Source organism: Cerasibacillus sp. (assembly GCF_036516575.1).
Classification (GTDB): domain Bacteria; phylum Bacillota; class Bacilli; order Bacillales; family Amphibacillaceae; genus Cerasibacillus.
Window position 1 is genome coordinate 1 of sequence record NZ_DATBTY010000016.1, and the last position, 24,317, is coordinate 24,317.

A 24,317-nucleotide genomic window follows, 5' to 3' on the forward strand; every position below is an offset into this window, starting at 1 on the left:
AAAAAACTCGGGCTCATGATGAGGAAAACCCGAGAAATAATAGGATTTTGTATTGAAAAAGCAAATGTTTATTCTTACAGAATTGGTGGTGAAGTTAGCAAGAGTTTATTATGGTTGCCAAGAGTTTATTATTGATCTACAATTCCCTAGTCAGCAACGCCACCAGCTCCACATGATATGTTTGTGGAAATAAATCAACCGGTTGTACTTTTTCTAATTTATAGCCAAATGGAACAAGTTCTTTAATATCCATTGCAAATGTTTGTGGGTTACAAGAGACATAAACAATCCGACTAGGTTTTGAGCGTGCGATACGGCGCATGACTTTTCCGCCTGCTCCTGAACGTGGTGGATCTAATAATAGCAAATCCGGACTACCAAATGTGTCAATCACTTCAGTCAATCCATGTCGGGCATCTTTCGCTAGGAAATGCGTATTCATAATTTCGTTATCTTTCGCATTTCGTTTAGCTGATTCAATTGATGTCTCGACTATTTCAATTCCAACAAGTTCACGTACTCGGCTCGCAAATGGTAATGAAAACGTTCCGACACCACAGAATAAATCTATCATATACTCGGATTTTTCAGGTTTTCCCATTTCGATAGCGAGTTCAACCAACTTTTCCGCTTGTACAGGGTTTGTCTGGAAAAATGTATCGAACCATAAACGATAACGATAGCCCGCTAATTCATCAAAAATAAAATCCCGACCTAATAAGACATGTGATTTTTCTGCTTGTGCTCTGTCTGCTATATCACTATTTTCAAGCCACATTAAACTTTTCACTTGTGGGAACTTTTTTTCGATACGTTTGACTAAATCAGAAGATGCTGGAATGTTTTCAGGTGATTCTGTGGCAAATAAAGCGAGCATCATTTCGCCAGTTGCTTCAGAATGACGCACCATTAAATGACGTAATAGTCCTTCATGTGTTTCTTTATGATAACCTGGTAATTGATGTTCCTTCGCCCAATCAGCTACTTCCATCGTTGCTTCAACCATATCATCACGAGCGATTAAGCACGTTTCTATAGAGATGATATTCCGAAAATTTTCCTTTTCATGTAATCCAAGAGAACCGTCTGGGCCGAAAGTAAATTCCATTTTATTTCGATAATGCCACGGATTATTCGCACGCATTGTTCCTTGAACGAGCGACGGATTAAAGCCTTGTTCTTCTAAGAAACGTTTCACTTGATTTGTTTTCTGTTCAAGTTGAGCATCATATGTTAAATGTTGCCATGAACATCCACCACAATGCTCAAAATGTGGACAACGAGCAACAATCCGTTCTGGATGCGATTCAATAATCTCGTCAACTCGCGCTCTTTTCTTGCGATATGGTGGGACAAGCGTCGATTTAACTTTTTCACCTGGCAGCGTATATGGAATGGTAACCCTTTGTCTTTTTATCTTTCCTTTTTTATTTTCACGAGGGACATATGCTCGTCCTGCTCCTCTATCATCTAAGTGATCGATTTCGACAACAAATGTATTTTCGTTATAACGGTATGCCATCTCTTGCCTCCCTATCGGATATAGTTTTTTATATTAACACGTCGTATCTATTAAAAAAAGATATATTTTTATAGCGAAAGATATTTTACTTGATGGAATAAGTTTTTGCAAGTTTAATAGACATATCTGTTACGACATTAAGTAAAGAGCTAGTGCTACAAATTATGAACAGGCTTTTCCTAAAATTGTTCCCTTCACACGTCATTTACTCTCTTTTATATAAATTCTAAAATAAAGGCATACTTTTATCGTTGTTATGCTTAATATGCTATGCTTCTATTGAGTAAAGAAAGGATGAAAATACATGATTATTCGCGAAACGGATCATACATTTATCCTAATTGAGCAACATGAACATGCACGCATGTCGACGGAGTTCATGCGATATTTAAAACCACATTATTTTCTAAATCAGACGTATACTGATTCAGTTCTATTTGCCATTGAGCAACACGATTGTGGATGGAAACTATTTGATCGACAGCCTTTCTGGAATGACAAAAAGCAAGCTCCCTATTCTTTTATTGATTTTCCATTGCTTCCCAAACTTGTTCTATATAAGCAAGGCATCGATCAAGTTGAACGAAAAGACCCCTATGCTGCTTTATTATGTAGTGAACATTATACGCGTTTTGTGAAAAAGCATGATGTCGACGAAGTGAAACAATATCTAAAAACTGAGAATGTACGTTTTCAGCGTATCATTGATTGTTTACCAAATTTTAATAAAGATTTATTTACTTTGCACTATAGCTTGTTACAATTTGCGGACAATCTTTCTTTATTTATTTGTTTAAGTGAACCAGGAGCTACACAAGAACAAATTCACCCTTTTTTCCGTGATGGTATTCCGACACCAATTGCTTTTCAAGATTTATCTGAAAAGCATATCCAGGTTGAATGGCAAAATAATCATACCATCGCATTAAGGGGGTTTCCATTTACTCAACCAATCCAAGTGACACTCAGCTACAAAGTCGTTATAAAAGCAGATATTGCTAAGAACGGCCTCATTGAAACTTATGTAAAAACACCTAATAAAACATCGGATATAAATATACAGTCCATTTAAAATAATATCTCAAGTCGTTCATTCACTTTTCACGTATTTATTTTTTCAAAGGAAATAAGGTATACAATAATTAGAAGGTCATAAATTAATAAGGACCGAACCATACTAGAACATGATTCGGCCAACCAACAGACCAACCCCATCAAGAGGGGTGGGCAAGTTTGGGAAATAATCCTTCATTGCCAGGCTAAGGACACGAGGGATTATTTTTTATTTCTGTCGGACATGATAAAGTAGACTTGGTTCAGGTGGTTTTTTTACTCCACCCGAACCTTTAGTCGCACTTATTTCGAAGCTTGGCGGCACTTAACTCTGACGCACAGGACGTGCTAATGCAGGCGTTGCGACAGGACGTCGCGTCATTAGCCTGCCTTCCCACGTTTGTGAAAGTCTTAGTGACGCCGCGAAGATAAATGCGATTAACATGCCGAATGAAATCATCAGTGTTAATACACTTTCCAACAAAAAACAGCGTTAGCAAAATTTTGTTAACGCTGTTTTCTATTATTAGTGCCTATTCATCTGTTTCTTTTTAATGAAGGGACCAACATCTAAACGTTGTGGTACTTTATATTTACGTAGCATTTGTTTTGTCCACGTATCATGACGTGTATTAAATGACCGATTAGCATAATATGTTTTTAATGTTTCATCAAAGTCTTTGACATATTTATCTGCCTCTTCATGACTTTTATACGTATTTTCATGATAAATGAGTTCCATTGGAAAGCGTGGCTTTTTCTCTGGTTCATGTGCAGGATAACCGATTACCATACCGAATAATGGATAAACATATTCGGGTAATTCTAGAATCTCATTCACACGATTTATATCATTTCGTAAACTCCCGATATAACAAATACCTAATCCGAGCGATTCTGCAGCAATGGCCGCATTTTGCGCAGCAAGAGCAGCATCAACCGTTGCAACAATAAACTGTTCTGTACTTTGTAAATTTTCTTCAATCATTTTAGCAGCTTCTTCGTCAGACGCTTCAATTGCTTTAATCCGACTTAAATCAGCACAAAAAACGAAGAGATGCGCATTTTTTTCGACGTAAAACTGACCAGACACTTCAGCTAATTGTTTTTTTATCTCAGAATCGGTCACACCAATAATCGTATACGCCATCATATAGCTCGAGGTTGAGGCTTGTTGAGCAGCACGAACGATTATCTCAACTTGCTCTTCAGACAAAGATTGGTCGGTAAATTTTCTAATCGAACGGTGATTCAATATTGTCTCTATTGTTTCATTCATGACTCTTCCCCCTAAGTTGATTACATCTATCTTCTCTTATTTTACCGATAGATTGTCTAGAGATGCAACTCGTATGGTTATTCTCACAACATAACACCACAATAGTAAAAAAGAGTCCAGTTATATTAACTGAACTCCTTTATCTATTTAGCTGGGTTTTGTCCCAGCCTCATTTGCTCACATATATTTTATTAAGAAATAGCGTTTCTTACCCCGACGGATAACAGTAAACGTATCTTCCATACGGTTATTCTCCGTAACGGTATAATTTACTTCTTGTTCTCGTTCACCATTAATATAGATGGCACCATTTTTAATATCTTCACGTGCTTGTCGTTTTGAAGGTGAAATTTTAGCATTAACGAGTAAATCAACTAATCCGATCTCTTCTTTCTCCATTTCAAATGTCGGTACATCTTTAAATCCTTGTTTAATTTCACTGATTGATAATTGTTTAATGTTTCCGCTAAATAATGCTTCTGTAATGTTTTGTGCTTGTTTTAATGCATCTTCTCCGTGAACCATTTTTGTGATTTCTTCTGCTAAACGTCGATGTGGGAGACGTTTTTCTGGATGTTGTTCTAATTCTTTTTCTAATTCAAGGACTTCTTCTTCAGGAATAAATGTAAAATAACGAATAAATTTAATGACATCACGGTCATCAGTGTTAATCCAGAATTGATAAAATTCATATGGACTTGTTTTTTCAGGATCTAACCAAATAGCTCCACCAGCTGTTTTACCGAATTTCGTGCCATCTGCTTTTGTAATGAGTGGAACAGTTAACCCAAATACCTGAATATCTTCATCTTTGTCTTCCCGTGTACGGCGGATTAATTCCATACCAGCTGTGATGTTCCCCCACTGATCACTACCACCAATTTGCAGTGTTGTATTCTCTTCTTCATACAACTTCACATAATCTAATGATTGTAAAAGCATGTAACTAAATTCGGTATAAGATATACCGTCTTCAATTCGAGAAGCAACCGCATCTTTCGCTAACATATAATTGACTGTGAAATGCTTTCCAACATCACGTAATACTTCAATAAATGTCAAATCGGCTAACCAATCATGGTTGTTACGGGCTACGACAGGGTTTTCACCTTGATCAAAATCGACGAGTCTGCCAATTTGTTGTTTGATCTTTTCGGCATAACCATGAACGACTTCTGCTTCATTTAAGGAACGCTCTGTCGAACGACCACTTGGGTCCCCAATCATTCCTGTTCCACCACCTATTAATGCAATCGGACGATGACCTGCTTTTTGAAATCGTTTTAGCATCGTAATTGGTAACAAATGACCAATATGAAGGCTATCAGCTGTCGGGTCAAAACCACAGTATAATTTGACTTGGTTTTCCTCTAAATGTTTTTTTAATCCTTCGCGATCAGTTACTTGATTAATCAGACCACGGTTTTCTAAGTCTTGAAGTAAATCCATCATCTATTCACTCTCCATAAAAATGTCTTATAAAAATAAAAAAACTCCTCCACTATAAAAAGGGACGAGTTAAATACGCGGTACCACCCTTGTTGTAAAGGAAAAACTTTACCACTTAGGTTTGTTAACGATGATTTCACCGTCTTATTCATTCAACGATTAATATAATTGAACAAAGAAGAAGCTCCAGAGTGTAATTCGCCTGCAAATATATACTGACTTGCAGCAACCGTCAGCTCTCTAAATAGGGATTTGCTAAGCTACTTCGTTCTTTCACAGCCTTTTTCATATAAATAATGATATATAACATATTTAACACATACTTTATTAAAATGCAACAAAAACCCTATAAAGGATATACCAAATAACGTCCTTATGCTATAATTAAACTTGAAATTTTAGGAGGTTTTTAATGTGAAGAAAAATAAACGTCTCCGCGAGAAGCTACATTCAAAGTGGCGTACTGGGAAAATAGAACGCTCTTTTCGCATAACATATGACGTCATTTGGAATATTATTTTGTTTTTCCTTATTCTTGGATTTATTGGTGTTTTCCTAGGCATTGGAGTTGGGGCTGGCTACTTTGCTGCTTTAGTGAAAGATGAGCCTGTTCGAAGCTATGAAAGTATGAAAAAATCAATCTACAATTATGAGGAAACATCAAAATTATATTTTGCTAATGATGTGTATATGGGAGATGTACGCTCCGACTTACACCGTGAAGAAGTTAAATTGAAGAATGTATCAGAAAACTTAATCAACGCTGTTATCGCAACAGAGGATGAATACTTTGAAGAGCATAACGGGGTTGTACCAAAAGCGATTGTACGTGCGATTGCCCAAGAAGCACTTAACATGGATACGAAAACAGGTGGAAGTACACTTACTCAACAATTAATTAAAAATCAATTATTAACGAATGAAGTCTCATTTGATCGTAAAGCAAAGGAAATTTTACTTGCTATGCGTTTGGAAAACTTTTTTGAAAAGGAACAGATTTTAGAAGCCTATTTAAATGTTATCCCTTATGGAAGGAATTCTTCTGGACGTAATATTGCTGGAATTGAAACGGCCGCACAAGGTGTTTTCGGTGTACCGGCTAAGGAATTAAATATTCCACAAGCTGCTTTTTTAGCAGGGATTCCACAAAATCCTTATCTGTTCACCCCCTATGCTTTAGGTGGTAAAGTGAAGGATAAAAAAGGACTACAACCTGGTATTAACCGGATGAAGCTCGTTCTAAAGCGGATGCACGATTTAGAATACATTTCAGATAAAGAATATAAAAAGGCATTAAAATACGATATAAAGAAAGATTTTATCAAGAAAAAAGATACATCACTTGACCGTTATCCATACGTCATTAAAGAAGTACAAACAAAAGCGACCAATATTTTAATGCTTATGCTTGCAGAAAAAGACGGATATACTGAAGAGGAATTAGAGGATAATCTCGAGTTAAAAGAGAAGTATGAAATATTAGCTGAACGCGATCTCAAAATGAAAGGATATAAAATCCATTCAACAATCGATAAGAAAATATATGACGCGTTCCAAGAAGTCGCTAAAAATTATTCGCATTATGGTCCAGACATCACTGTTCAAGTTAAAAATAGTGAAACTGGAAAAACAGAAAATAGAGTAGACCCCGTTCAACCTGGTGCCGTTTTAATTGAAAATCAAACTGGAAAGGTTCTTGCTTTTGTTGGTGGACGTGGTTTTGATATTGATGAATATAATTATGCAACTGAAGTTCCACGTCAAAATGGTAGTACGATGAAACCGCTCCTAGGCTATGCACCTGCGATTGAGCAAGGGATAGTTCAGCCTGGAACACCAGTTGCGGATATACCTTTACGCGGAAGTTATAACCCATCAAACTACAGTAATATTTATTATGGACTTGTTTCAGCTCGTGAAGCATTAGCGCATTCATATAACGTTTCAGCTGTTCAAGTATATCAAAAGATTCTACCAACGAATCCAGTTGATAAATATCTAAAGAAAATGGGATTTTCAAGAATTTCAAAAGCCGACGAAAGCATCGAATCAATTGTTCTTGGTGGATTAACTAATGGAGCAACTGTCGAGGAAAATACGAGTGCTTTTACAACATTTAGTAACCAAGGAAAATACAAAGAATCATATATTATCGATAAAATCACGACAAAAGATGGCAAAGTCATTTATGAACATAAAGTGGATCCGGTCGATGTGTTCTCACCACAAACAGCATATTTAACTTATGATATGATGCGTGATGTTGTTCGTTCCGGTACAGCCGCTTCTATCCCGTCATTACTCCACCGTCCTGGTGTAGATTGGGCGGGTAAGACAGGAACAACAAATGACTATATGGACGCTTGGTTCGTCGGCACAAACCCAAACGTCACTATGGGGTCATGGTTAGGATATAAGTCGAGAAAGTCATTGAATAACTGTCCAGGATGTTATAGTTATAGTCAACGAAATATTCGTTTCTGGACAGCACTTGTCAATGAAGCGACGAAAGTCAATCCAGATTTAATGGCGCCTCAGGAACGGATGAAGCAACCTGAAGGGATTACTCATCGTAGTATTTGTGCCATATCTGGGATGTTACCATCTGAGTTATGTAGTAGAGCCGGCTTAACGAGAAGTGATCTATTTAATGTCAAATATGTCCCGAAAGAGGTAGATGATAGTTTAGTAAGTGGATCGTTTGCTATTGTTGGAGGAAAAGCAGTAGCCGCTGGAGCGAATACACCTCAAGAGTTTGTTGAAGGCAAAGGTTATTCTTTTAACCCTGAATGGATAAAACGGATGAAATATGATCATTTACATGATTTATCACTTTTATTCCCACGAAAAGGGAACCGGGAATTATGGGAAAAAATTGGACTCCCTAAAGGGCAGTACGGTGGATCTGTATCAGATACCGGCAATGCCCCGGCTGCGCCAACTGGTCTAAATGGCGCCACTGGTAAATTATCATGGAATAAATCAGGTAGTAATGTGGTTGGTTATCGCGTATTTCGTTCTAATGAAGCCGACGGATCTTATAAACTTATTGGAAGTACGACAAGTACATCTTATTCAGTTGGATCACATGCAGCTTTTTATAAAGTAAAAGCAGTTGATTTTTTCGGTCGAGAATCTGCTCTGTCTAAACCTGCTGCTGTCGGAAAACCGACCGAAACAGAACAAGATGATAAGGAACGGATGGATCATAAGGAAGATAAGAAAGAAACAAAAGAAAAAGAATCCGATTCAAAAGATAAAACATCACCAAAGCAAGAAGATAATGATGATGAAGACGATGACAAAGATGAAAATGACCAAGACAAGCAAGATAATCAAAAGCGTAAGGATAAAAAACAACAATCCAAACCAAAAAAAGAAGAGAATTAATAAAAGAAATAAAAGAGCTGTCCCAATAAGTCATTTTTGACCTTTGGGCGCTCTTTTTTTATCATGATGGGTCAGGGAATACACGACACATTTATCCATTGTCATCGTTGCTTTTATATACTATGGTGTCCTATTATATTTAAATGCATGAAGTTTAAAAGTTATTCACAAATTTCTTTACTTATCACAATGTAAATCTTGTATAATGAACGTACATGAATGTCTATTGAGGGGGTGATTGAGTGGAACATATTAAAACTTACCATTCAATAACTAAAGATACATCTCATGGTGAAGTCATCATTGAAGGTCCTGTTCCTGTGGACAAATTAAAAGCGTTCCATTTTGATGAAGGATTAACAGCCTTTCGACCTGCTCCAAAGCAATATGAAGCACTATTAAAAATAGCTGATTTTCCAGAGGGAAGAATTATCATTGCTCGCCATGAGGATACCATTATTGGGTATGTCACATACTTACATCCAGACCCATTAGAAAGATGGTCTACATTTGAAATGCCCGATTTACTCGTGTTAGGTGCTGTAGAGGTTACAGAACGTTTCCGGCAATTTAAAATTGCATCCAGTCTACTCGAAGTGTCAATGATGGATAAGTTTATGGAAAACTACATCATTATCTCAACAGAATATTATTGGCATTGGGATTTACGAGGTACAGAATTAAATGTTTGGCAATATCGAAAGGTAATGGAAAAGATGATGGCCCACGGCGGACTTAAACCCTCTACAACGGATGATCCCGAAATTATTTCTCACCCTGCTAATTGTTTAATGGTTCGGATTGGGGACCATGTACCTGAAACATCGATTGAAACGTTTAATACATTGCGTTTTTTAAGTAAGCATCGAAGACAACAATAAATTGGAGGTGGCTTTTATGCTTGTAGAAAAAATAATGAAAAAAGATGTTTATACACTCCCGCCTACGGCAACAATTCAGGAAGCATTGGAACTTTTAAATAAGAAACGGATTAGACATATTCCAATTATTGATGAAGCGCATCATATAATAGGGATTGTGTCTGATCGCGATGTTAGGGATGCAACGCCTTCTGTATTAGATAAAGAAGCTAAACGAGATGTTTTAAAGAAACCGATTCGTTCTATTATGAGTCATCCCGTCGTCACCATTCACCCACTAGATTTTGTAGAAGATATTGCAAGAGTTTTTTATGATGAGGCATTTGGTTGTTTACCTGTTGTGAGTGAAGGTAAACTTGTCGGTATTGTAAGTGACAAAGATATGCTCCATACACTCATTCAATTGACAGGGACTCATAAACAAAGCTCACATATTGAATTGAAAGTCCCCCATCAACCTGGAGAACTTGCTCATATCTTTTCAATTTTTGGCAAGAAAAAGATTAATATTATTTCACTTCTTATTTATCCTAATCAAGAAGGCGATGAACATAAGGTTGTTGTAATCCGTGCACAAACCATTCACCCACAACCTATTGTGGAAGAATTATCACATGCAGGATATGAGATAATTTGGCCAAAGCCGTTAGTGGGGGCTGAATAATGAATTGTAAATGCAGCTTTGTCTATTCTGAAAAACTGTTAGACTATCATTTTTATCCTGAACATCCATTTAATCAGATTAGGGTTCAATTAACGAAGGAATTATTAGAATCGATGCATGTATTAGATCAATCACATATAATTCTTCCCCGTTATGCAACTGATGAAGAGTTAGCTCTTTTTCATGATTCAACATACATCGAAGCTGTTAAGCGTGCAAGTGAAGGGAGCCTCTCTTCCGCTCAAAAAATTGATTTTGGATTAGATACAGAAGATACACCAGCATTCTTTGGAATGCATGATGCCGCTGCCTTAATTGTTGGGGGAACACTTGAAGCAGTGGAGACTGTTTTAGAGAAAAAGACGGAACACGCATTGAATCTAAGTGGCGGTCTTCATCATGGATTTAAACGAAAAGCATCAGGATTTTGTGTTTACAATGATGCCGCAGTAGCTATTAAACATATACAAAAGAACTATGGTTTAAGAACGTTATACATTGATACAGATGCACATCATGGGGATGGTGTCCAATGGGCCTTTTATGATGATGCAAACGTGTGTACATTATCAATTCATGAAACGGGTCGTCATTTATTCCCTGGTACAGGTTATGTTAATGAAAGAGGCATAAAATCAGGCTATGGCTACAGCTTTAATGTTCCTTTGGATGCTTTCACTCAAGACGGTTCTTATCTTGAAACTTATGAAAGCGCATTCAGAGAGGTCGTTGAGTTTTTTAAACCAGATGTGATTGTCACGCAGAATGGGGCGGATTCACATTTCTTTGATCCACTTACCCATCTATGTGCCAGTATGAAGATTTATGAAGAGATTCCAAGACTAGCACACCAGCTAGCACATGAATATTGTGAGGGTCGCTGGATTGCACTTGGTGGTGGCGGTTATGATATTTGGCGGGTTGTCCCCCGGGCCTGGGCACAAATCTGGAAAATCATGATTGATGGTGAAGCTTTTACCGGTCCCTTACCGGAAGAATGGCTCTTAAAATGGCAAAAGGAAGCATCTCATTCATTACCAACTCATTGGCATGATCCTGTGTCATCTCACCCCACTATTCCACGAAAAGACGAAATCACTGAAAAAAACAAGCAAATGTTGCATCATGCATTAGCATTTATTGATAAATATAAAAAGAAGGGATTGTCCCATTAAAGAATTGGGACAATCCCTTCTTTACACTTTCTATTCAGCATGCACATCTTCATCTAAAATGACAATTTCAACACGACGGTTCTTTTTCCAATTTTCTGGAGATGTATTAGGAACAACAGGGCGTGTATCCCCATAACCAGCTAGTGAAAAACGTGATGAATCGAAATCATTTTCTTCAATTAAATAGCGCACAACACTACTTGCTCGAGCCCCTGAAAGTTCCCAATTCGATGGATAACGGAAGGTAGATATCGGTCGACTATCAGAATGTCCTTCTACTTTCACGTGATTTGGGATGCTTTTTAACATTGAGCTTACTTTATTTAGAAACGGTTTACCTGAATCGAGTATTTCTGCCTCACCTGTTTCAAACAAAACCTGTTCTTGTAATACTAATACAACACCGCGATCTGTACGATTGGCGGTGATAACATTATGTAACTCATTGGCATCAAGATATCCTTCGACATCTTCGACCAATGCATTAAGAGCGTCCTGCTTTTCTTTTACTTTCTCTAGTTCCTTCTTTTCTTCTTTATCCATCTTTGTAGGCAGACCTTGATCAGATGTTCCTACTCCATTTGTAGTTTCACCAGATCCAACGACAGTATAATCTGCTGGAACCGCAGATGGGAGAAAGTCGAAAATTGCCCGGTTACGAAATGATTCAGATACAGCTTCAAACTTAATAGAATCAATTCGTGACATAGAAAACAAAAGAATAAAAAACACAAGAATAAGTGTAATCATATCAGAATATGTTACCATCCATTTTGGTGCGCCTTTATTTTTCTGTCGTCTATCTCTTTTTCTAGGCTTCATTGACGGTCTCCTCCACTACAGATGTATCCACATCCATGGATTCTCTCCGTTTTAATTCATCGTCTGATAAGAATGCACTTAATTTTTCTTCTAAAATACGTGGATTCTGTCCAGATTGAACACCAATAACACCCTCAATAATAATTTGCTTTAGGAAAATATCTTCGTCTGTTTTACTTTCGAGTTTACTAGCCATTGGAAGAAAAACGAGATTTGCCAGTACGGTTCCATATAATGTTGTTAATAAAGCAACAGCCATACTTGGTCCTAATGACTCGGGATCTTCTAATGCCGTTAACATCAGAACGAGACCAACTAACGTACCAATCATACCCCAAGCTGGAGCATATTCTGCACTTTTTTCTAGAATTTGGCGACCACGGTATTGTCTTTCTTCCATGGCTGTGATTTCAGCATTCATAATATCATTAATAACTTCAGGCTCGATTCCATCAACTGCTAGATGTATACCTTTACGAATAAAAGGATCATCAACATCTTCAAGTTCATTTTCTAATGCAAGAATGCCTTCCCTTCTTGCACGTTCAGACAAACGAACAAATAAGTCGATAAGTTCAGGCAAGCGCTGATCATTTTGTTGGAAAGCTTCTCGAATTACTTTTCCTGTTACCTTGATTTGTTCTTTATTAAAGGTAATTAACAGTGAAGCTAATAATCCTCCAATAACGATAAAAACAGAAGATACATCTACAAATGTTGCGGCATTTTCCCCGCCTCTTGTAGCAATGGCTAAAATTAGCATCACAAAACCTAGTGTAATACCGATAGGAGTTAATAAATCACGTTTTTTCATACTCTCTCTCCCTAACCTTCTTGGTAATCAATGAGATAAATCGTCAGTATGACACCAAAGTCCTACATACAACGACTCTAAAAAGGTATTTATATCTTTATTATCGGCATCTATTTTATTTTGTTGAGTTCCTTTCTACAATTCGATGCGGTAAAATGACATTTAATTCCTCAACTTCTTCTTTATTCATTAATTTGGTTAATAGTCGCATTGCAACAGCCCCAATGTCATATGTCGGTTGGTCAACTGTTGTTAATGCTGGACGAACCATCGTTGCTAAGCGTGTGTTATTAAAACCAAATACTTCAAGATCTTCTGGTACTTTATACCCCATATCTTGGGCTCCATGGATAACACCTAATGCTAATTCATCCGATGCCGTAAATACTGCTGTTGGACGGTCATTAAGTTCCATTAATTTCTGAATTGATGCAACCGCTTCATCATGAGTCGACTGATTGTTAATAATATAATCATCATTAATCGGAAGAAAAGATTCTTTCAATGCACGAATATATCCTTTATATTTTAATTGATTAATAATAGCTTCCTCGTCACCAGAAATGAATGCAATCCGTTCATTTCCTTGATCAATTAAATGTTTTGTTGCTTCATATCCTGCTTCTTCATAGTCTATATTAACGGATGGAACTCGATTCTTTTCATCATAAGTTGCAGCTAATACAACAGGAACAGATTCACCCTTAAATTGTTCTAGGTGTTCCTCTGAAATATTATCACTCATGAATAGAATACCATCCACTTGCTTCTCATACATCGTATCGATTAACTGTAATTCACGTTCTTTATTCTGGTCTGAATTATTTAAGATGATGTTATATTTATACATCGTTGCAATATCTTCAATTCCACGTGCTAACTCTGAAAAGAAAATATTTGAAATATCAGGGATAATAGCCCCTACTGTTGTTGTTTTCTTACTAGCTAGACCGCGTGCGACAGCATTTGGGCGATAGCCTAAACGCTCGATTGTTTCAAGTACTTTTTTTCTTGTAGATGGTTTCACGTTAGGGTTTCCATTAACAACCCGTGATACTGTTGCCATTGATACATTTGCTTCTCTTGCGACATCATATATTGTAACTGTCATCATAATTCCTCCATCTTATTTCATTAATAACTATGCCACTTTTTCATTAACTCCATGCATCGATTTCACATGTTTTGTTTTTATCATACGATATGCCTATTAAAAACTCAAAGAGAACCTGAATAATTATACAAGTTTTTTTCAAGACTGTGGCGAATCTTTGAAAAATGAACTGGCTGGCCCCATATCATAATGGTCCAGCCAGCCTGTTAATCAACTAATCGTTGTTTTAGTCCATTTACTACATCCATAAATTTATGAAACATTGAAAGATCCATTTGTTGGGCAGAATCAGAAAGTGCCACCGCTGGATCAGGATGTACCTCTGCCATGATTCCATCTGCTCCAATAGCAAGGGCTGCTTTAGCCGCAGGGATGAGTAAATCTCTTCTTCCCGTTGAATGCGTTACATCGACTACAATCGGCAGATGTGTTTCTTGTTTTAAAATCGGTACGGCTGTAATATCCAACGTATTGCGGGTTGCTCTCTCATACGTACGAATACCTCGTTCACACAAGATGATCTGACCGTTACCATGGGCCATAATATATTCAGCTGCATTTATGAACTCCGAAATTGTTGCCGACATACCACGCTTCAACAGAATCGGCTTATTGATTCGACCGGCAGCTTTTAATAGTTCAAAGTTCTGCATGTTTCGTGCCCCAATTTGAATGACATCAAGATATTCAGCTGCTTCTTCCATATGCAAGGGATTAACGATTTCACTAATAACAGCTAAGTTATATTTTTCACTAATCGATTTTAAAATTTTTAATCCTTCAAAGCCCAGCCCTTGGAAATCATACGGTGATGTCCGTGGCTTGAAAGCTCCACCTCTTAGAAAAGTCAATCCTCTTTCTTTTAATGCTTTAGCGACTTCCTCAACTTGTTCATAGCTTTCTACTGAACAAGGTCCCATAATGAATTCGGGATTTCCATTTCCAATTGCTTGATTCTGAATGTGAATCACAGTATCTTCAGGTTTAACTTCTCTTGATACGAGTAGCGCATTACGTTGACTAACTTCTTGCAATTCTAAACTGGCTTTAAAAATCTCTTTAAATATATGCTCAATTGTCGCATTTTCAAATGGGCCATTATTTTGTTTTGAAATTGTATCGAGCATCTTTCGTTCCCTAACAGGATCAAATTTCTTCATCCCCTGTTTTTCTTTTATTTTACCTATTTCTTGAACTAATGATGCCCGTTTATTAATAAGTTCGAGTAATTCCATGTTTAATTTGTCTAATTCATTGCGGTACTGTTTCAATTTATTGCCTGACATATTCGACGCTCCTCATTGTAGTCACTATCTTTAATTATAGTAAATTAACGTCAGTTTAGCTAATAATTTTTCCTTTGTCTGAAATACGACTATAATATGAATAGGATAATATATTGAGTTATTTTCTATATGGAGGAGTATTACCATGGGGGAATCTGTTTTTGCACTAGATATAGGAACAAGAACTGTTACAGGAATCATTTTAAAAAAAGAATCACATTCTTATAAAATAATCGATTTTTGCATAAAGGAACATAAAGACCGTTCTATGCATGATGGGCAAATACATGATGTGATTGAAGTTTCACGAGTAATAAAGGAAATTAAAAAGGCATTAGAAGAAAAACATGGTCCACTGCATCATGTCAGTGTTGCAGCAGCTGGGAGATCATTAAAAACCATTAAAGGTACAGCCGAAATAAACTTAGATAAGCGCACCATTTCCAATGAACAGATGGTTAAACATCTAGAACTTAGTGCTGTAAATCATGCTCAACGGCTGTTGGTTTCTAACGATAAGGCAAAGGAGTTTGTTGATTATTTTTGTGTCGGTTATTCTGTCTTACATTATAAATTAGATCATGAACCAATTGGGTCATTAATCGATCAACAGGGGGATGTAGCCGGTGTTGATGTCATTGCTACTTTTTTACCGAAAGTAGTCATTGAGTCACTTCTTGCTGCGATTCATCGTGCGGATTTATCGATGAAAGCTTTAACATTAGAACCGATTGCTGCCATTCAGGTCCTTGTTCCTGAATCAATGCGACGATTGAACATTGCTCTAGTGGATATCGGTGCAGGGACAAGTGATATTGCCTTGACAGCAGATGGTACCGTAACAGCTTATGGTATGGTTCCTATTGCTGGTGATGAAGTGACTGAAGCAATAAGCGACCATTATTTACTTGATTTTCCTGAGGCAGAGCAAATGAAACGGCAAATTGTAAATGATGGTGAAGCGACTGTTACAGATATTCTTGGGTTTCAAACCCAGGTCACTCTCGATGAACTAAATGAACAGATTAATAACACGGTAGATGAATTAGCACAAGCGATAGCAGAAGAAATTCTGACTTTAAATAAACGTCCACCCCGGGCAATTATGTTAATTGGTGGTGGGAGTTTAACACCATTATTACCAAAATTACTCGCCCAAAAATTACAGCTTCCTATCAATCGCGTGGCTGTTAGACATATGGATGCAGTCAAGGATTTGATAACAACAGAAGAGACACCAACTGGACCCGACTTTATTACGCCAATTGGTATTGCTATCTCTGCTATTCAAAATCCTGTTCAGTATGTCACTGTCCATGTCAACAGCCAACCAACACGATTATTTGAAATGAAATCTTTGACTGTTGGGGACGCATGTATACAGGCAGGGATTGATGTTAATAAACTTTACGGTAAACCAGGTCTCGGTTATATTATTACAGTTAATGGTAAATCAATCCAACTTCCAGGTGAATTCGGTAAAGCACCGAAAATTATACTAAATAATAAAAGGGGAACCGTTGACACACCTATTAAAGCTGGTGATATTATCGAAGTACATAAAGGAAGCAAAGGAAGCGAGCCATATGTTACCATTCAGCAACTATTTGGTGATATACCATCAATACGTGTTTATTATAAAAACGAGCCCTATGATGTCAAACCAACTTTCAAAGTTAATAGCGAATCTGTTTCTCCTGATTATGAAATAAAAGATAGAGACGACATATCTTTTAATAAAATACAAACCGTGAAAGATTTTTTTACTTATGTGCTAGATGAACCGATTGATGATGCTGGATTTTACATATTTGTGAATGGGAATAAAGTTCTGCTCAATGACGGGATAACGGTAACAGTGAATGGAACCCCTGCTCATCCTGACCAACAATTAAAAGATAACGACTACATTGAATACGGCTCACATATAGGACCGACAGTAAACGATTTACTGCAAACACTTAATAAAGAATATTGGTATAAAATAAATGTAACTTTTAATAATAAAGTGAGCACATTGCGCAAAAAGCGGATTGTCATTGAAAATAAACAAGGTGAACTTCATGAATCAGATTCATTGTCCCTTGGAGAGGAAATTCGTTTAACAGAAAAGAAGTTTGAACCTTTTATTTTCCAAGATATTTTCCGTTACATCAACATTCAAACGGATCGTATGCGTGGAAACTATCGTTTAATGAAAAATGATGTTCCAACACAATTTGATGCTGAAATCGCTGATGGAGATCGATTGTCAATAAAATGGGGATCATAGGTGAATTTATCCTATCGAGCCATAGTCACGTATAAAGACAACATAGTTAGAGTATAGCACTAAGGCAAATGTTTTTAGCGAAAACGCGCTAAAATTGATGTTATAAAAAGGAATCCACCCTTTTCACAGGGGTAGATTCCTTTTTATAGGCATTATAATTATGCCTATAAGCACAGACTTGTGTTTCTTCGAATGGTCTAATGTGATTACTTCTACTAAAATCATTGACTTATGTACCATTGCACACTTCAATGTGAGCTAACTTCTAATAACATCAATGACTTACACACCATTGCACACTTCAATGTGAGCTAACTTTAACTAACAAGACTAACTTATATACCTTTAAACATCAAATGCGATATTTTAGAAAAAACGATAAAAACGTACAAATCTCCGGCACATTGCCCGAGATCTCTCAAAGATAATTGATAATCTATCATGATGAAAGGGAGCAAGAAAGAAAAACGGTTTTTGCCCTTTTGAATACAGAGCTAAAACCGCTTAAGTCAATTTTTATTGTTCTCTTTGTTCCTTATTGTCGATTTCTTTAGCAACTTTATCAATTTTTTCTGCGACTTTTTCAACTTGCTCTTCGATCTCTTCCATCGCTTCATTGTCCTTGTTTCGAAGATTTTGGACTTTCGATGTAGCCGCATCTTTTAATTCTTTGGATTTAGTTGTTACAGCTTGAGTTAATTCGCTTGTCTTTGTAGCTGCTTTTTGTTTTAAATCACTACCTGCTAAGACTGCCTTGTCTTTTAATTCGATCCCTTTTACTTGAGCGGTCTTTTTCCATTCATTAGCTTTAGTTACTGCTTTTTGAGCACCGACTGTAATGTCGCCTCTTAATTCTCTACCCGATTTAGGAGCGAATAATAAGGCTAAACTAGCACCTAGAGTTGCACCAATGACAGTACCAATCAGAAAATCTTTTGTGCTAACATTTTCTTGTTCATTACTCATGTAAATGACCTCCCCATGTAGTGAACTTTATAATTAATTGATCATTACTTACGTCTGTTCTTTCTCCATAAATCAAGTACTGCTGAGCCCCATTTAACTGCTTGGGATGCTTGTTCTTGATTTTCGGAAGCATCTCGGCTAATTTTATTCGTCACATCTTTTAAAGACGTGTTGAATTCATTTAATGTATCGCCAATCCCTTTAACGCCATCAAATACGCCATCTAATTTAGCTGTTTTTTGATTGACATCTTCAGCTAGACGGTTTGTTTTCTTTAATAACTCGGTTGTCTCTGTTGTAATGCCAAGCATTTGTTTTTCAAAGCCTTCTAATGTGTCTGCCACATTATTCATCGTACGTGCCACAGCTTTAAGTGTAATTGCTAAAAAAACAACTAACACTGCGAATGCGACGGCAGCAATTAATGCGGAAATGTATAATAAACCTTGCATCTCCCAAAACAACTCCTTTTGTGCCAATTAATATTTTTAAAACATAAAACAACTGTCAATCTAATAGAAGAGCTTGTCCTATTGTAACTCTTCTCAAAAAATAAAAACGATTGTGTTGTTAATCTTACCATAAAAAGACAACTTGATTCAAATGATAGTGTTAGTCATTCGAGAGGTCATTATTCATCTAATTACATTGAACAGTAGTTTTTTCATAGGCTTGTTGGAATTTTTGAATATCGCCTGCTCCCATAAAAATTAACACACTCTCATGATACTGCTTTAATATGGCTGTTTCGGAAATATCTAAAAGTGAACTTCCTTCTACAAGTTCTACGAGTTGTTCGATTGTCATTTGACCAGAATTCTCTCGAGCCGAACCAAAAATATCACATAGGTAAGCATGATCAGCCAGACTTAAGCTCTCAGCAAATTCTGTTAGAAATGTTTTTGTACGTGTAAATGTATGAGGCTGGAAGATAGCTACAATCTCCTTATCCGGATACTTTCTTCTAGCCGAATCAATGGTTGCTGTGATTTCTTTTGGATGGTGTGCATAATCATCAATTAATATCTGATCACCGATTCTTTTCTCTGTAAATCGCCGTTTGACACCTTTAAATGTTGAGATTTCCTTCATCACATCTGCCGGAATGCCTTCGTAATGACACATAGCGATGACTGCTAAAGCATTTAATATGTGATGCTTTCCAAACATAGGAATGGTAAACGTGTCGTAAAACGTATTACGAACGAATACGTCAAATGTCGTTCCTTCCTCATTTTCAGTAATGTTTTGTGCTTGGAAATCATTGGAGGCGGACAATCCATAATATACGACTGGGACTTTGGCTTGTATTTTCTGCAGTTGTTCATCATCACCACAAGCAATAATTCCTTTTTTTACGCGATCAGCCATTTCTTGGAATGCGTCAAAAACATCGTTAATACTTGAAAAATAATCTGGGTGATCGAAATCTATATTTGTCATAATGGCATAATCTGGTTCATAGCTTAGAAAATGGCGACGGTATTCGCACGCTTCAAAAATAAAATACTTACTTTCTGAATGCCCTCTACCCGTTCCATCACCAATTAAATAGGAAATTGGATAAGCCTGATTCAATACATGTGATAATAGACCTGTTGTCGATGTTTTCCCATGTGAACCTGTAACAGCAATACTTGTATATTTTTTCAACCACTCACCTAAAAATTCATGGTAACGGTAATATGTTGTTCCACGTTTTTTAGCTGCTTGAATTTCTATATGATCATCTGGAAATGCGTTTCCAGCAATAACAATATAATCGTCTTTAATATTTGTTTCCGAAAACGGGTAGATTGGAATTTGCTTTTCTCTTAATGCTTCTTCTGTAAAAAATGTTTTTTCAACATCTGACCCCTGAACCATTTCGCCCGAGTCATGAAGAATTTGTGCTAGAGCACTCATTCCCGTCCCCTTTATACCAATAAAATGGTAAGTTTTCATAAAAAAGAACCCCCAAATATGTGTAAAAAAGCATGTGGTGTTTGAGTCGATGCAAATGGAGTTGCTTCTCATTCACATGCTTACATTGTTTTTTATAACGTCATTGTAATTATAACAGAACCAAACTAAGATGAAAAATAAATTTTTAACTTATTCAACATGGTTTTATTGTTCTTGGTATTCGACTTTTTCAAGACGTGGGTTAGGACGATAACGACGACCTTCTTTTGCACAAGGTATACCATTTAAAAGGACATTATCACCAGTAAAGCCGATATTAATCTTGAGTAAGTTACTACCAACACCATACATATCAACTGGTACATTATTTTCTTCAAAATATTTAATTCGGTCTTGATTAAAGCCACCGCTTACCATGATTTTTACATGGTCGTAACCTTCTTCATCGAGGGCACGACGTAATGCAAAGACAAGTTCTGGGTTAACACCACGTGGGTCGAATGCACCCATCTGATGATAATTTCTAAGAAAGTATTTGTCAACTAATGTGCGTGATGTATCAAGACGAACACCTTTTAATTCTTTGCCGAATTCGCGTGCGACTTTTAGTGAGTCCGTAATGACATCATTATTAAAATCAACAAGAGCAACTAAATCATCTTCTGGGAATGTTTCGTGATAAGCATGAGTCGCAGCCACGACATCTCCACGAAACATTTGAATTAATGCATGAGGCATTGTACCCATTCCTTCTTTTCCCCACCATTCATTCATCGCGTGTGTTGCCTGAGCAGTTGAACCACCAATAAATGCGGCATATCCATCCCCTGCTTGTTGCGTATAGTGATCATCTCGGTCTCCCATAAAGATAACAGGTTTTTGCTTTCCGGAAGTTCGCGCTGCTTTTACAACATTATATACATTTGTAGCAACTGAGGTTCTTCTTGCTAAAATACCGTCGATAATACCTTCCAGAAAGCCAAATTGTTGATAAGCACCAGAAATAGTTAAAACAGTTTCAAATGGTTCGATTTTATCCCCATCTTTTAAGGCGTGAATATCTAACGTTTCTGGATTAACGGCAAATTTGTGTACGAGTGCAATAACTTCATCTGTCCCACATAGTACAGCATGCTCTTTTTGAAAAAATTGCATTGTAACATGATTATTAGGCAGTTTCTTTTCAGCAATTTCTCGAGTCTTTAAAAAGTATACGGCTGAGAACCACCCTTCTCCGATTCGCTCATCAAACTTAAATGTTTTGTTTGTTAATCGATTAATCTTTCCTGCTAACTTTTTCTCGATTTCCTTCATGGTTTTCCCCTCGATATTCTTTTTTTATATTGTTATACTTCATCATATAAAAACGATAACAATTTAACAAGTCCTATATATTATCATGATTTTCCCGGAGCGCTTCATACTGAGATTGCGTTAATAAAACATCACGCGGTTTACTACCGTTCTGTTGCGAAATAATTCCACGCTGTTCTAAACAATCAATGAGTCGAGCTGCTCGATTATAACCAATACGAAAGTGGCGCTGTAATAATGAAGTACTCGCCTTACTTTCATCAATGACGAATTGTATAACTTCCGGCAAGAGTTCGTCTTCTTCCTCTTCAAATGTAAATTGTTCAATTAATGTTTCTTGTTCAAACACATAGTTTGGTTCAGCTAAACTACGCGCATGGGCTGTGATACGTTCAATTTCATCATCTGAAACAAAGGGACCTTGGAGGCGAACACTTTTTCCAGAACCATTTTCAACAAATAGCATATCGCCTTTACCTAGTAGTTTTTCTGCTCCAGCGTGGTCAATAATCGTTCTTGAATCAACTTGTGATGATACACTAAAGGCGATTCGTGTAGGAATATTCGCTTTAATTAATCCTGTGATCACATCAACAGATGGACGTTGTGTTGCTAATAGTAAGTGAATACCCGCTGCACGAGCTTTTTGCGCAATACGGCAAATCGCATCTTCGACATCTTGTGGTGAGACCATCATTAAATCCGCTAATTCATCAATAACAATCACTAAGTAAGGCATTTTTTCATCTGAACGTTGTTGCGATTCAACTTTTTCATTATATCTTTTAATATCACGAACGCCTTCTTTAACAAATCTTTCATAACGTTCTTCCATTTCGTTTACTGCCCATTTTAAGGCAGCTGTTGCTGCTTTAACATCTGTAATAACAGGTGAGATGAGATGTGGTATACCATTATATGGTGCTAATTCAACCATTTTAGGATCAATCAGCATAAATTTAACCTCGTCATGATGTGCCTTATATAATAAACTAATTAAAATCGAGTTGATACAGACACTTTTTCCAGATCCTGTTGCACCCGCTATTAAACCATGTGGCATCTTACCTATATCAGTTACAATGGGTGCCCCTTCAATATTAAGACCTAAGGCAATTGAAAGTGCGGAACTGCTATCTGTAAAAGCCGGGGCTGTAAAAATTTCTTGTAAGCTAACCGTTCGTGGTGATAAATTTGGTACTTCTATTCCTACTGTATTCTTCCCTGGAATAGGTGCTTCAATACGAATATCTTTCGCAGCCATATTTAATTTCAAATCATCACTTAGATTACGAATTTTACTTACTTTAACACCCATTTCTGGTTTAACTTCAAATCGTGTAACAGATGGCCCTTGTGATACATTGACAACGCGTGCTCGAACATTAAAATGTTTTAATGTCCGCTCCAATAGTCGTGTCTGTTCATCAATCCATGGTTGGTCATGTTCGGTATCAATATGGCTATCATTTAATAAATGCAGCGGAAAATGTCCAGCTTTATCCTTTTTCTGATGAGTTAATTCACGATCATTTTTACTCGTACTAGACATTTCTTTTTGCTTTTGCAAAAATAGGTTTCTCTTATCACGTGGTGTCATGATAACATTATATGGGCCTTGTGATTTTTCGTTCGATACAGGTATTCGGTTAGCTTTTTTTTCTTGCTTTGTGCTTTGATGTGGCTTTTCTTCATTTTTCTTCATGATAGTATTAGATGCCACTTTTGGCGTTGAAGAATGTTCCACTGTATGTATATCTTCAGTAGTTGCACTTACTTCATGCTGGCCATCCAAAACATTGTTCGTTGCTTCACATTCCTCTTGTTGCTTAAGATTATATCTGATTTGTTCCTTTTTTTGTTCTTTTTCTTGTTGTTTACGTATAAAAGCTGGTACTTGTTCGACTTGCCGCTTCGTTTCGCGCTTATGGTAACCATAAATCGGCGATGGCACCCGACTCGGTTGAAAAGGTTTTTTACGCACCTCCGTTTCTCCCTGTTTTTCCTCCCGTTGTTGTGGATTTGCACGCGGGGCATGGTACCTTTCATGTAGCATGCGTTTACGTTTATATGCTGGGATATCTATATCCTCGAACTTTCTATTTGAATGATTTCTTTGTTGATCAGGAATAACTGGGAATGGAAACTCTTTTCGTTTTGGATAACGATAAGCCACTCGCGACTTAACAGTTGGATCATGTTCGACTTTCAACCGGCGTACTGGATTGTACTCTTCTTCAACTTCCACTTCCACTTCTTCATAAAATATTTTTTCTAACTTTTTTTTAAGTCGTTTCCACATAATTTCACTCATTTCATAAAAATCTATCTAACGTTTATTCTATCAGTTTTTTTCATAATGTATAGGGTAGAAATACTCAGTTAGACATCATGTTATTAAAAAAACAACC

At 36.9% G+C, this 24,317-nt stretch carries 18 protein-coding genes and 1 other annotated feature; of the genes, 6 read left to right on the forward strand and 12 right to left on the reverse strand.

Annotated features, from left to right (window positions below; genetic code table 11):
- Positions 1-136: 136 nt before the first annotated feature.
- Entirely contained in the window at positions 137-1,522 is a 1,386-nt protein-coding gene (rlmD, locus tag VIG73_RS02655; protein ID WP_331639004.1) for a 23S rRNA (uracil(1939)-C(5))-methyltransferase RlmD, read from the reverse strand.
- A gap of 304 nt (positions 1,523-1,826) precedes the next feature.
- Between rlmD and VIG73_RS02660 the strand changes: the two genes are divergently transcribed.
- A complete protein-coding gene (locus VIG73_RS02660) occupies positions 1,827-2,594 on the forward strand; it encodes a DUF3891 family protein (protein WP_331639005.1) in 768 nt (255 codons plus the stop codon).
- A gap of 507 nt (positions 2,595-3,101) precedes the next feature.
- On the opposite strand, the gene nfsA is transcribed toward VIG73_RS02660, so the two are convergent.
- On the reverse strand, positions 3,102-3,854 hold the full coding sequence (gene nfsA / locus VIG73_RS02665; RefSeq protein ID WP_331639006.1) for an oxygen-insensitive NADPH nitroreductase: 753 nt from the start codon (positions 3,852-3,854) through the stop codon (positions 3,102-3,104).
- Positions 3,855-4,031: 177 nt separating this feature from the next.
- Positions 4,032-5,303 (reverse strand): tyrosine--tRNA ligase, encoded by a 1,272-nt coding sequence (gene tyrS, locus VIG73_RS02670; protein WP_331639038.1) that lies wholly within the window; start codon positions 5,301-5,303, stop codon positions 4,032-4,034.
- 57 nt (positions 5,304-5,360) lie between these two features.
- Positions 5,361-5,589, reverse strand: a binding site (T-box leader).
- Between the two features lie 128 nt (positions 5,590-5,717).
- On the opposite strand from tyrS, the gene VIG73_RS02675 reads away from it, so the two are divergent.
- From VIG73_RS02675 to VIG73_RS02690, 4 genes are all read left to right on the forward strand, one after another.
- A complete protein-coding gene (locus VIG73_RS02675) occupies positions 5,718-8,693 on the forward strand; it encodes a transglycosylase domain-containing protein (RefSeq protein ID WP_331639007.1) in 2,976 nt (991 codons plus the stop codon).
- A gap of 242 nt (positions 8,694-8,935) precedes the next feature.
- Positions 8,936-9,574 (forward strand): GNAT family N-acetyltransferase, encoded by a 639-nt coding sequence (locus VIG73_RS02680; protein WP_331639008.1) that lies wholly within the window; start codon positions 8,936-8,938, stop codon positions 9,572-9,574.
- A 16-nt stretch (positions 9,575-9,590) separates the two neighbouring features.
- Positions 9,591-10,238, forward strand: coding sequence for a CBS and ACT domain-containing protein (locus VIG73_RS02685; protein ID WP_331639009.1), 648 nt, complete (start codon positions 9,591-9,593; stop codon positions 10,236-10,238).
- Positions 10,238-11,413, forward strand: coding sequence for an acetoin utilization protein AcuC (locus VIG73_RS02690; RefSeq protein WP_331639010.1), 1,176 nt, complete (start codon positions 10,238-10,240; stop codon positions 11,411-11,413). The genes VIG73_RS02685 and VIG73_RS02690 overlap by 1 nt, the downstream gene beginning before the upstream one ends.
- A 30-nt stretch (positions 11,414-11,443) precedes the next feature.
- Here the strand turns inward: VIG73_RS02690 and motS are convergent, their stop codons facing one another.
- The 4 genes from motS to VIG73_RS02710 all read right to left on the reverse strand — a co-directional run bounded on the left by motS (position 11,444) and on the right by VIG73_RS02710 (position 15,449).
- Complete coding sequence (gene motS / locus VIG73_RS02695; RefSeq protein WP_331639011.1) at positions 11,444-12,235, reverse strand: flagellar motor protein MotS; 792 nt, start codon at positions 12,233-12,235, stop codon at positions 11,444-11,446.
- Entirely contained in the window at positions 12,225-13,049 is an 825-nt protein-coding gene (gene motP / locus VIG73_RS02700; protein WP_331639012.1) for a flagellar motor protein MotP, read from the reverse strand. The genes motS and motP overlap by 11 nt, the downstream gene beginning before the upstream one ends.
- 115 nt (positions 13,050-13,164) lie before the next feature.
- A complete protein-coding gene (ccpA, locus tag VIG73_RS02705; protein WP_331639013.1) occupies positions 13,165-14,160 on the reverse strand; it encodes a catabolite control protein A in 996 nt (331 codons plus the stop codon).
- A gap of 209 nt (positions 14,161-14,369) precedes the next feature.
- Complete coding sequence (locus tag VIG73_RS02710) at positions 14,370-15,449, reverse strand: bifunctional 3-deoxy-7-phosphoheptulonate synthase/chorismate mutase (RefSeq protein ID WP_331639014.1); 1,080 nt, start codon at positions 15,447-15,449, stop codon at positions 14,370-14,372.
- A gap of 145 nt (positions 15,450-15,594) precedes the next feature.
- On the opposite strand from VIG73_RS02710, the gene VIG73_RS02715 reads away from it, so the two are divergent.
- Entirely contained in the window at positions 15,595-17,721 is a 2,127-nt protein-coding gene (locus VIG73_RS02715) for a cell division protein FtsA (RefSeq protein ID WP_331639015.1), read from the forward strand.
- Positions 17,722-18,237: 516 nt separating this feature from the next.
- Here VIG73_RS02715 and VIG73_RS02720 read toward each other — a convergent pair.
- The 5 genes from VIG73_RS02720 to VIG73_RS02740 all read right to left on the reverse strand — a co-directional run bounded on the left by VIG73_RS02720 (position 18,238) and on the right by VIG73_RS02740 (position 24,208).
- On the reverse strand, positions 18,238-18,687 hold the full coding sequence (locus tag VIG73_RS02720) for a YtxH domain-containing protein (RefSeq protein ID WP_331639016.1): 450 nt from the start codon (positions 18,685-18,687) through the stop codon (positions 18,238-18,240).
- Positions 18,688-18,731: 44 nt separating this feature from the next.
- A complete protein-coding gene (locus VIG73_RS02725; protein WP_331639017.1) occupies positions 18,732-19,139 on the reverse strand; it encodes a DUF948 domain-containing protein in 408 nt (135 codons plus the stop codon).
- Positions 19,140-19,326: 187 nt separating this feature from the next.
- Positions 19,327-20,631, reverse strand: coding sequence for a UDP-N-acetylmuramate--L-alanine ligase (gene murC / locus VIG73_RS02730; protein ID WP_331639018.1), 1,305 nt, complete (start codon positions 20,629-20,631; stop codon positions 19,327-19,329).
- A 165-nt stretch (positions 20,632-20,796) separates the two neighbouring features.
- Positions 20,797-21,906 carry a nicotinate phosphoribosyltransferase gene (locus tag VIG73_RS02735; protein ID WP_331639019.1) on the reverse strand — a complete coding sequence of 370 codons (1,110 nt, stop codon included), beginning with the start codon at positions 21,904-21,906 and terminating at the stop codon, positions 20,797-20,799.
- Between the two features lie 73 nt (positions 21,907-21,979).
- Positions 21,980-24,208: a DNA translocase FtsK gene (locus tag VIG73_RS02740; protein ID WP_331639020.1), complete on the reverse strand. Its 2,229-nt coding sequence runs from the start codon at positions 24,206-24,208 to the stop codon at positions 21,980-21,982.
- Positions 24,209-24,317 lie beyond the last annotated feature (109 nt).

What these genes read in the sequence shown, in the direction of transcription:
- rlmD (WP_331639004.1), bottom strand. Translation starts at nt 1,522, where the DNA reads ATGGCATACCGTTATAACGAAAATACATTTGTTGTCGAAATCGATCAC.
- VIG73_RS02660 (WP_331639005.1), top strand. Translation starts at nt 1,827, where the DNA reads ATGATTATTCGCGAAACGGATCATACATTTATCCTAATTGAGCAACAT.
- nfsA (WP_331639006.1), bottom strand. Translation starts at nt 3,854, where the DNA reads ATGAATGAAACAATAGAGACAATATTGAATCACCGTTCGATTAGAAAA.
- tyrS (WP_331639038.1), bottom strand. Translation starts at nt 5,303, where the DNA reads ATGGATTTACTTCAAGACTTAGAAAACCGTGGTCTGATTAATCAAGTA.
- VIG73_RS02685 (WP_331639009.1), top strand. Translation starts at nt 9,591, where the DNA reads ATGCTTGTAGAAAAAATAATGAAAAAAGATGTTTATACACTCCCGCCT.
- VIG73_RS02690 (WP_331639010.1), top strand. Translation starts at nt 10,238, where the DNA reads ATGAATTGTAAATGCAGCTTTGTCTATTCTGAAAAACTGTTAGACTAT.
- motS (WP_331639011.1), bottom strand. Translation starts at nt 12,235, where the DNA reads ATGAAGCCTAGAAAAAGAGATAGACGACAGAAAAATAAAGGCGCACCA.
- motP (WP_331639012.1), bottom strand. Translation starts at nt 13,049, where the DNA reads ATGAAAAAACGTGATTTATTAACTCCTATCGGTATTACACTAGGTTTT.
- ccpA (WP_331639013.1), bottom strand. Translation starts at nt 14,160, where the DNA reads ATGACAGTTACAATATATGATGTCGCAAGAGAAGCAAATGTATCAATG.
- VIG73_RS02710 (WP_331639014.1), bottom strand. Translation starts at nt 15,449, where the DNA reads ATGTCAGGCAATAAATTGAAACAGTACCGCAATGAATTAGACAAATTA.
- VIG73_RS02715 (WP_331639015.1), top strand. Translation starts at nt 15,595, where the DNA reads ATGGGGGAATCTGTTTTTGCACTAGATATAGGAACAAGAACTGTTACA.
- VIG73_RS02720 (WP_331639016.1), bottom strand. Translation starts at nt 18,687, where the DNA reads ATGAGTAATGAACAAGAAAATGTTAGCACAAAAGATTTTCTGATTGGT.
- VIG73_RS02725 (WP_331639017.1), bottom strand. Translation starts at nt 19,139, where the DNA reads ATGCAAGGTTTATTATACATTTCCGCATTAATTGCTGCCGTCGCATTC.
- murC (WP_331639018.1), bottom strand. Translation starts at nt 20,631, where the DNA reads ATGAAAACTTACCATTTTATTGGTATAAAGGGGACGGGAATGAGTGCT.
- VIG73_RS02735 (WP_331639019.1), bottom strand. Translation starts at nt 21,906, where the DNA reads ATGAAGGAAATCGAGAAAAAGTTAGCAGGAAAGATTAATCGATTAACA.
- VIG73_RS02740 (WP_331639020.1), bottom strand. Translation starts at nt 24,208, where the DNA reads ATGTGGAAACGACTTAAAAAAAAGTTAGAAAAAATATTTTATGAAGAA.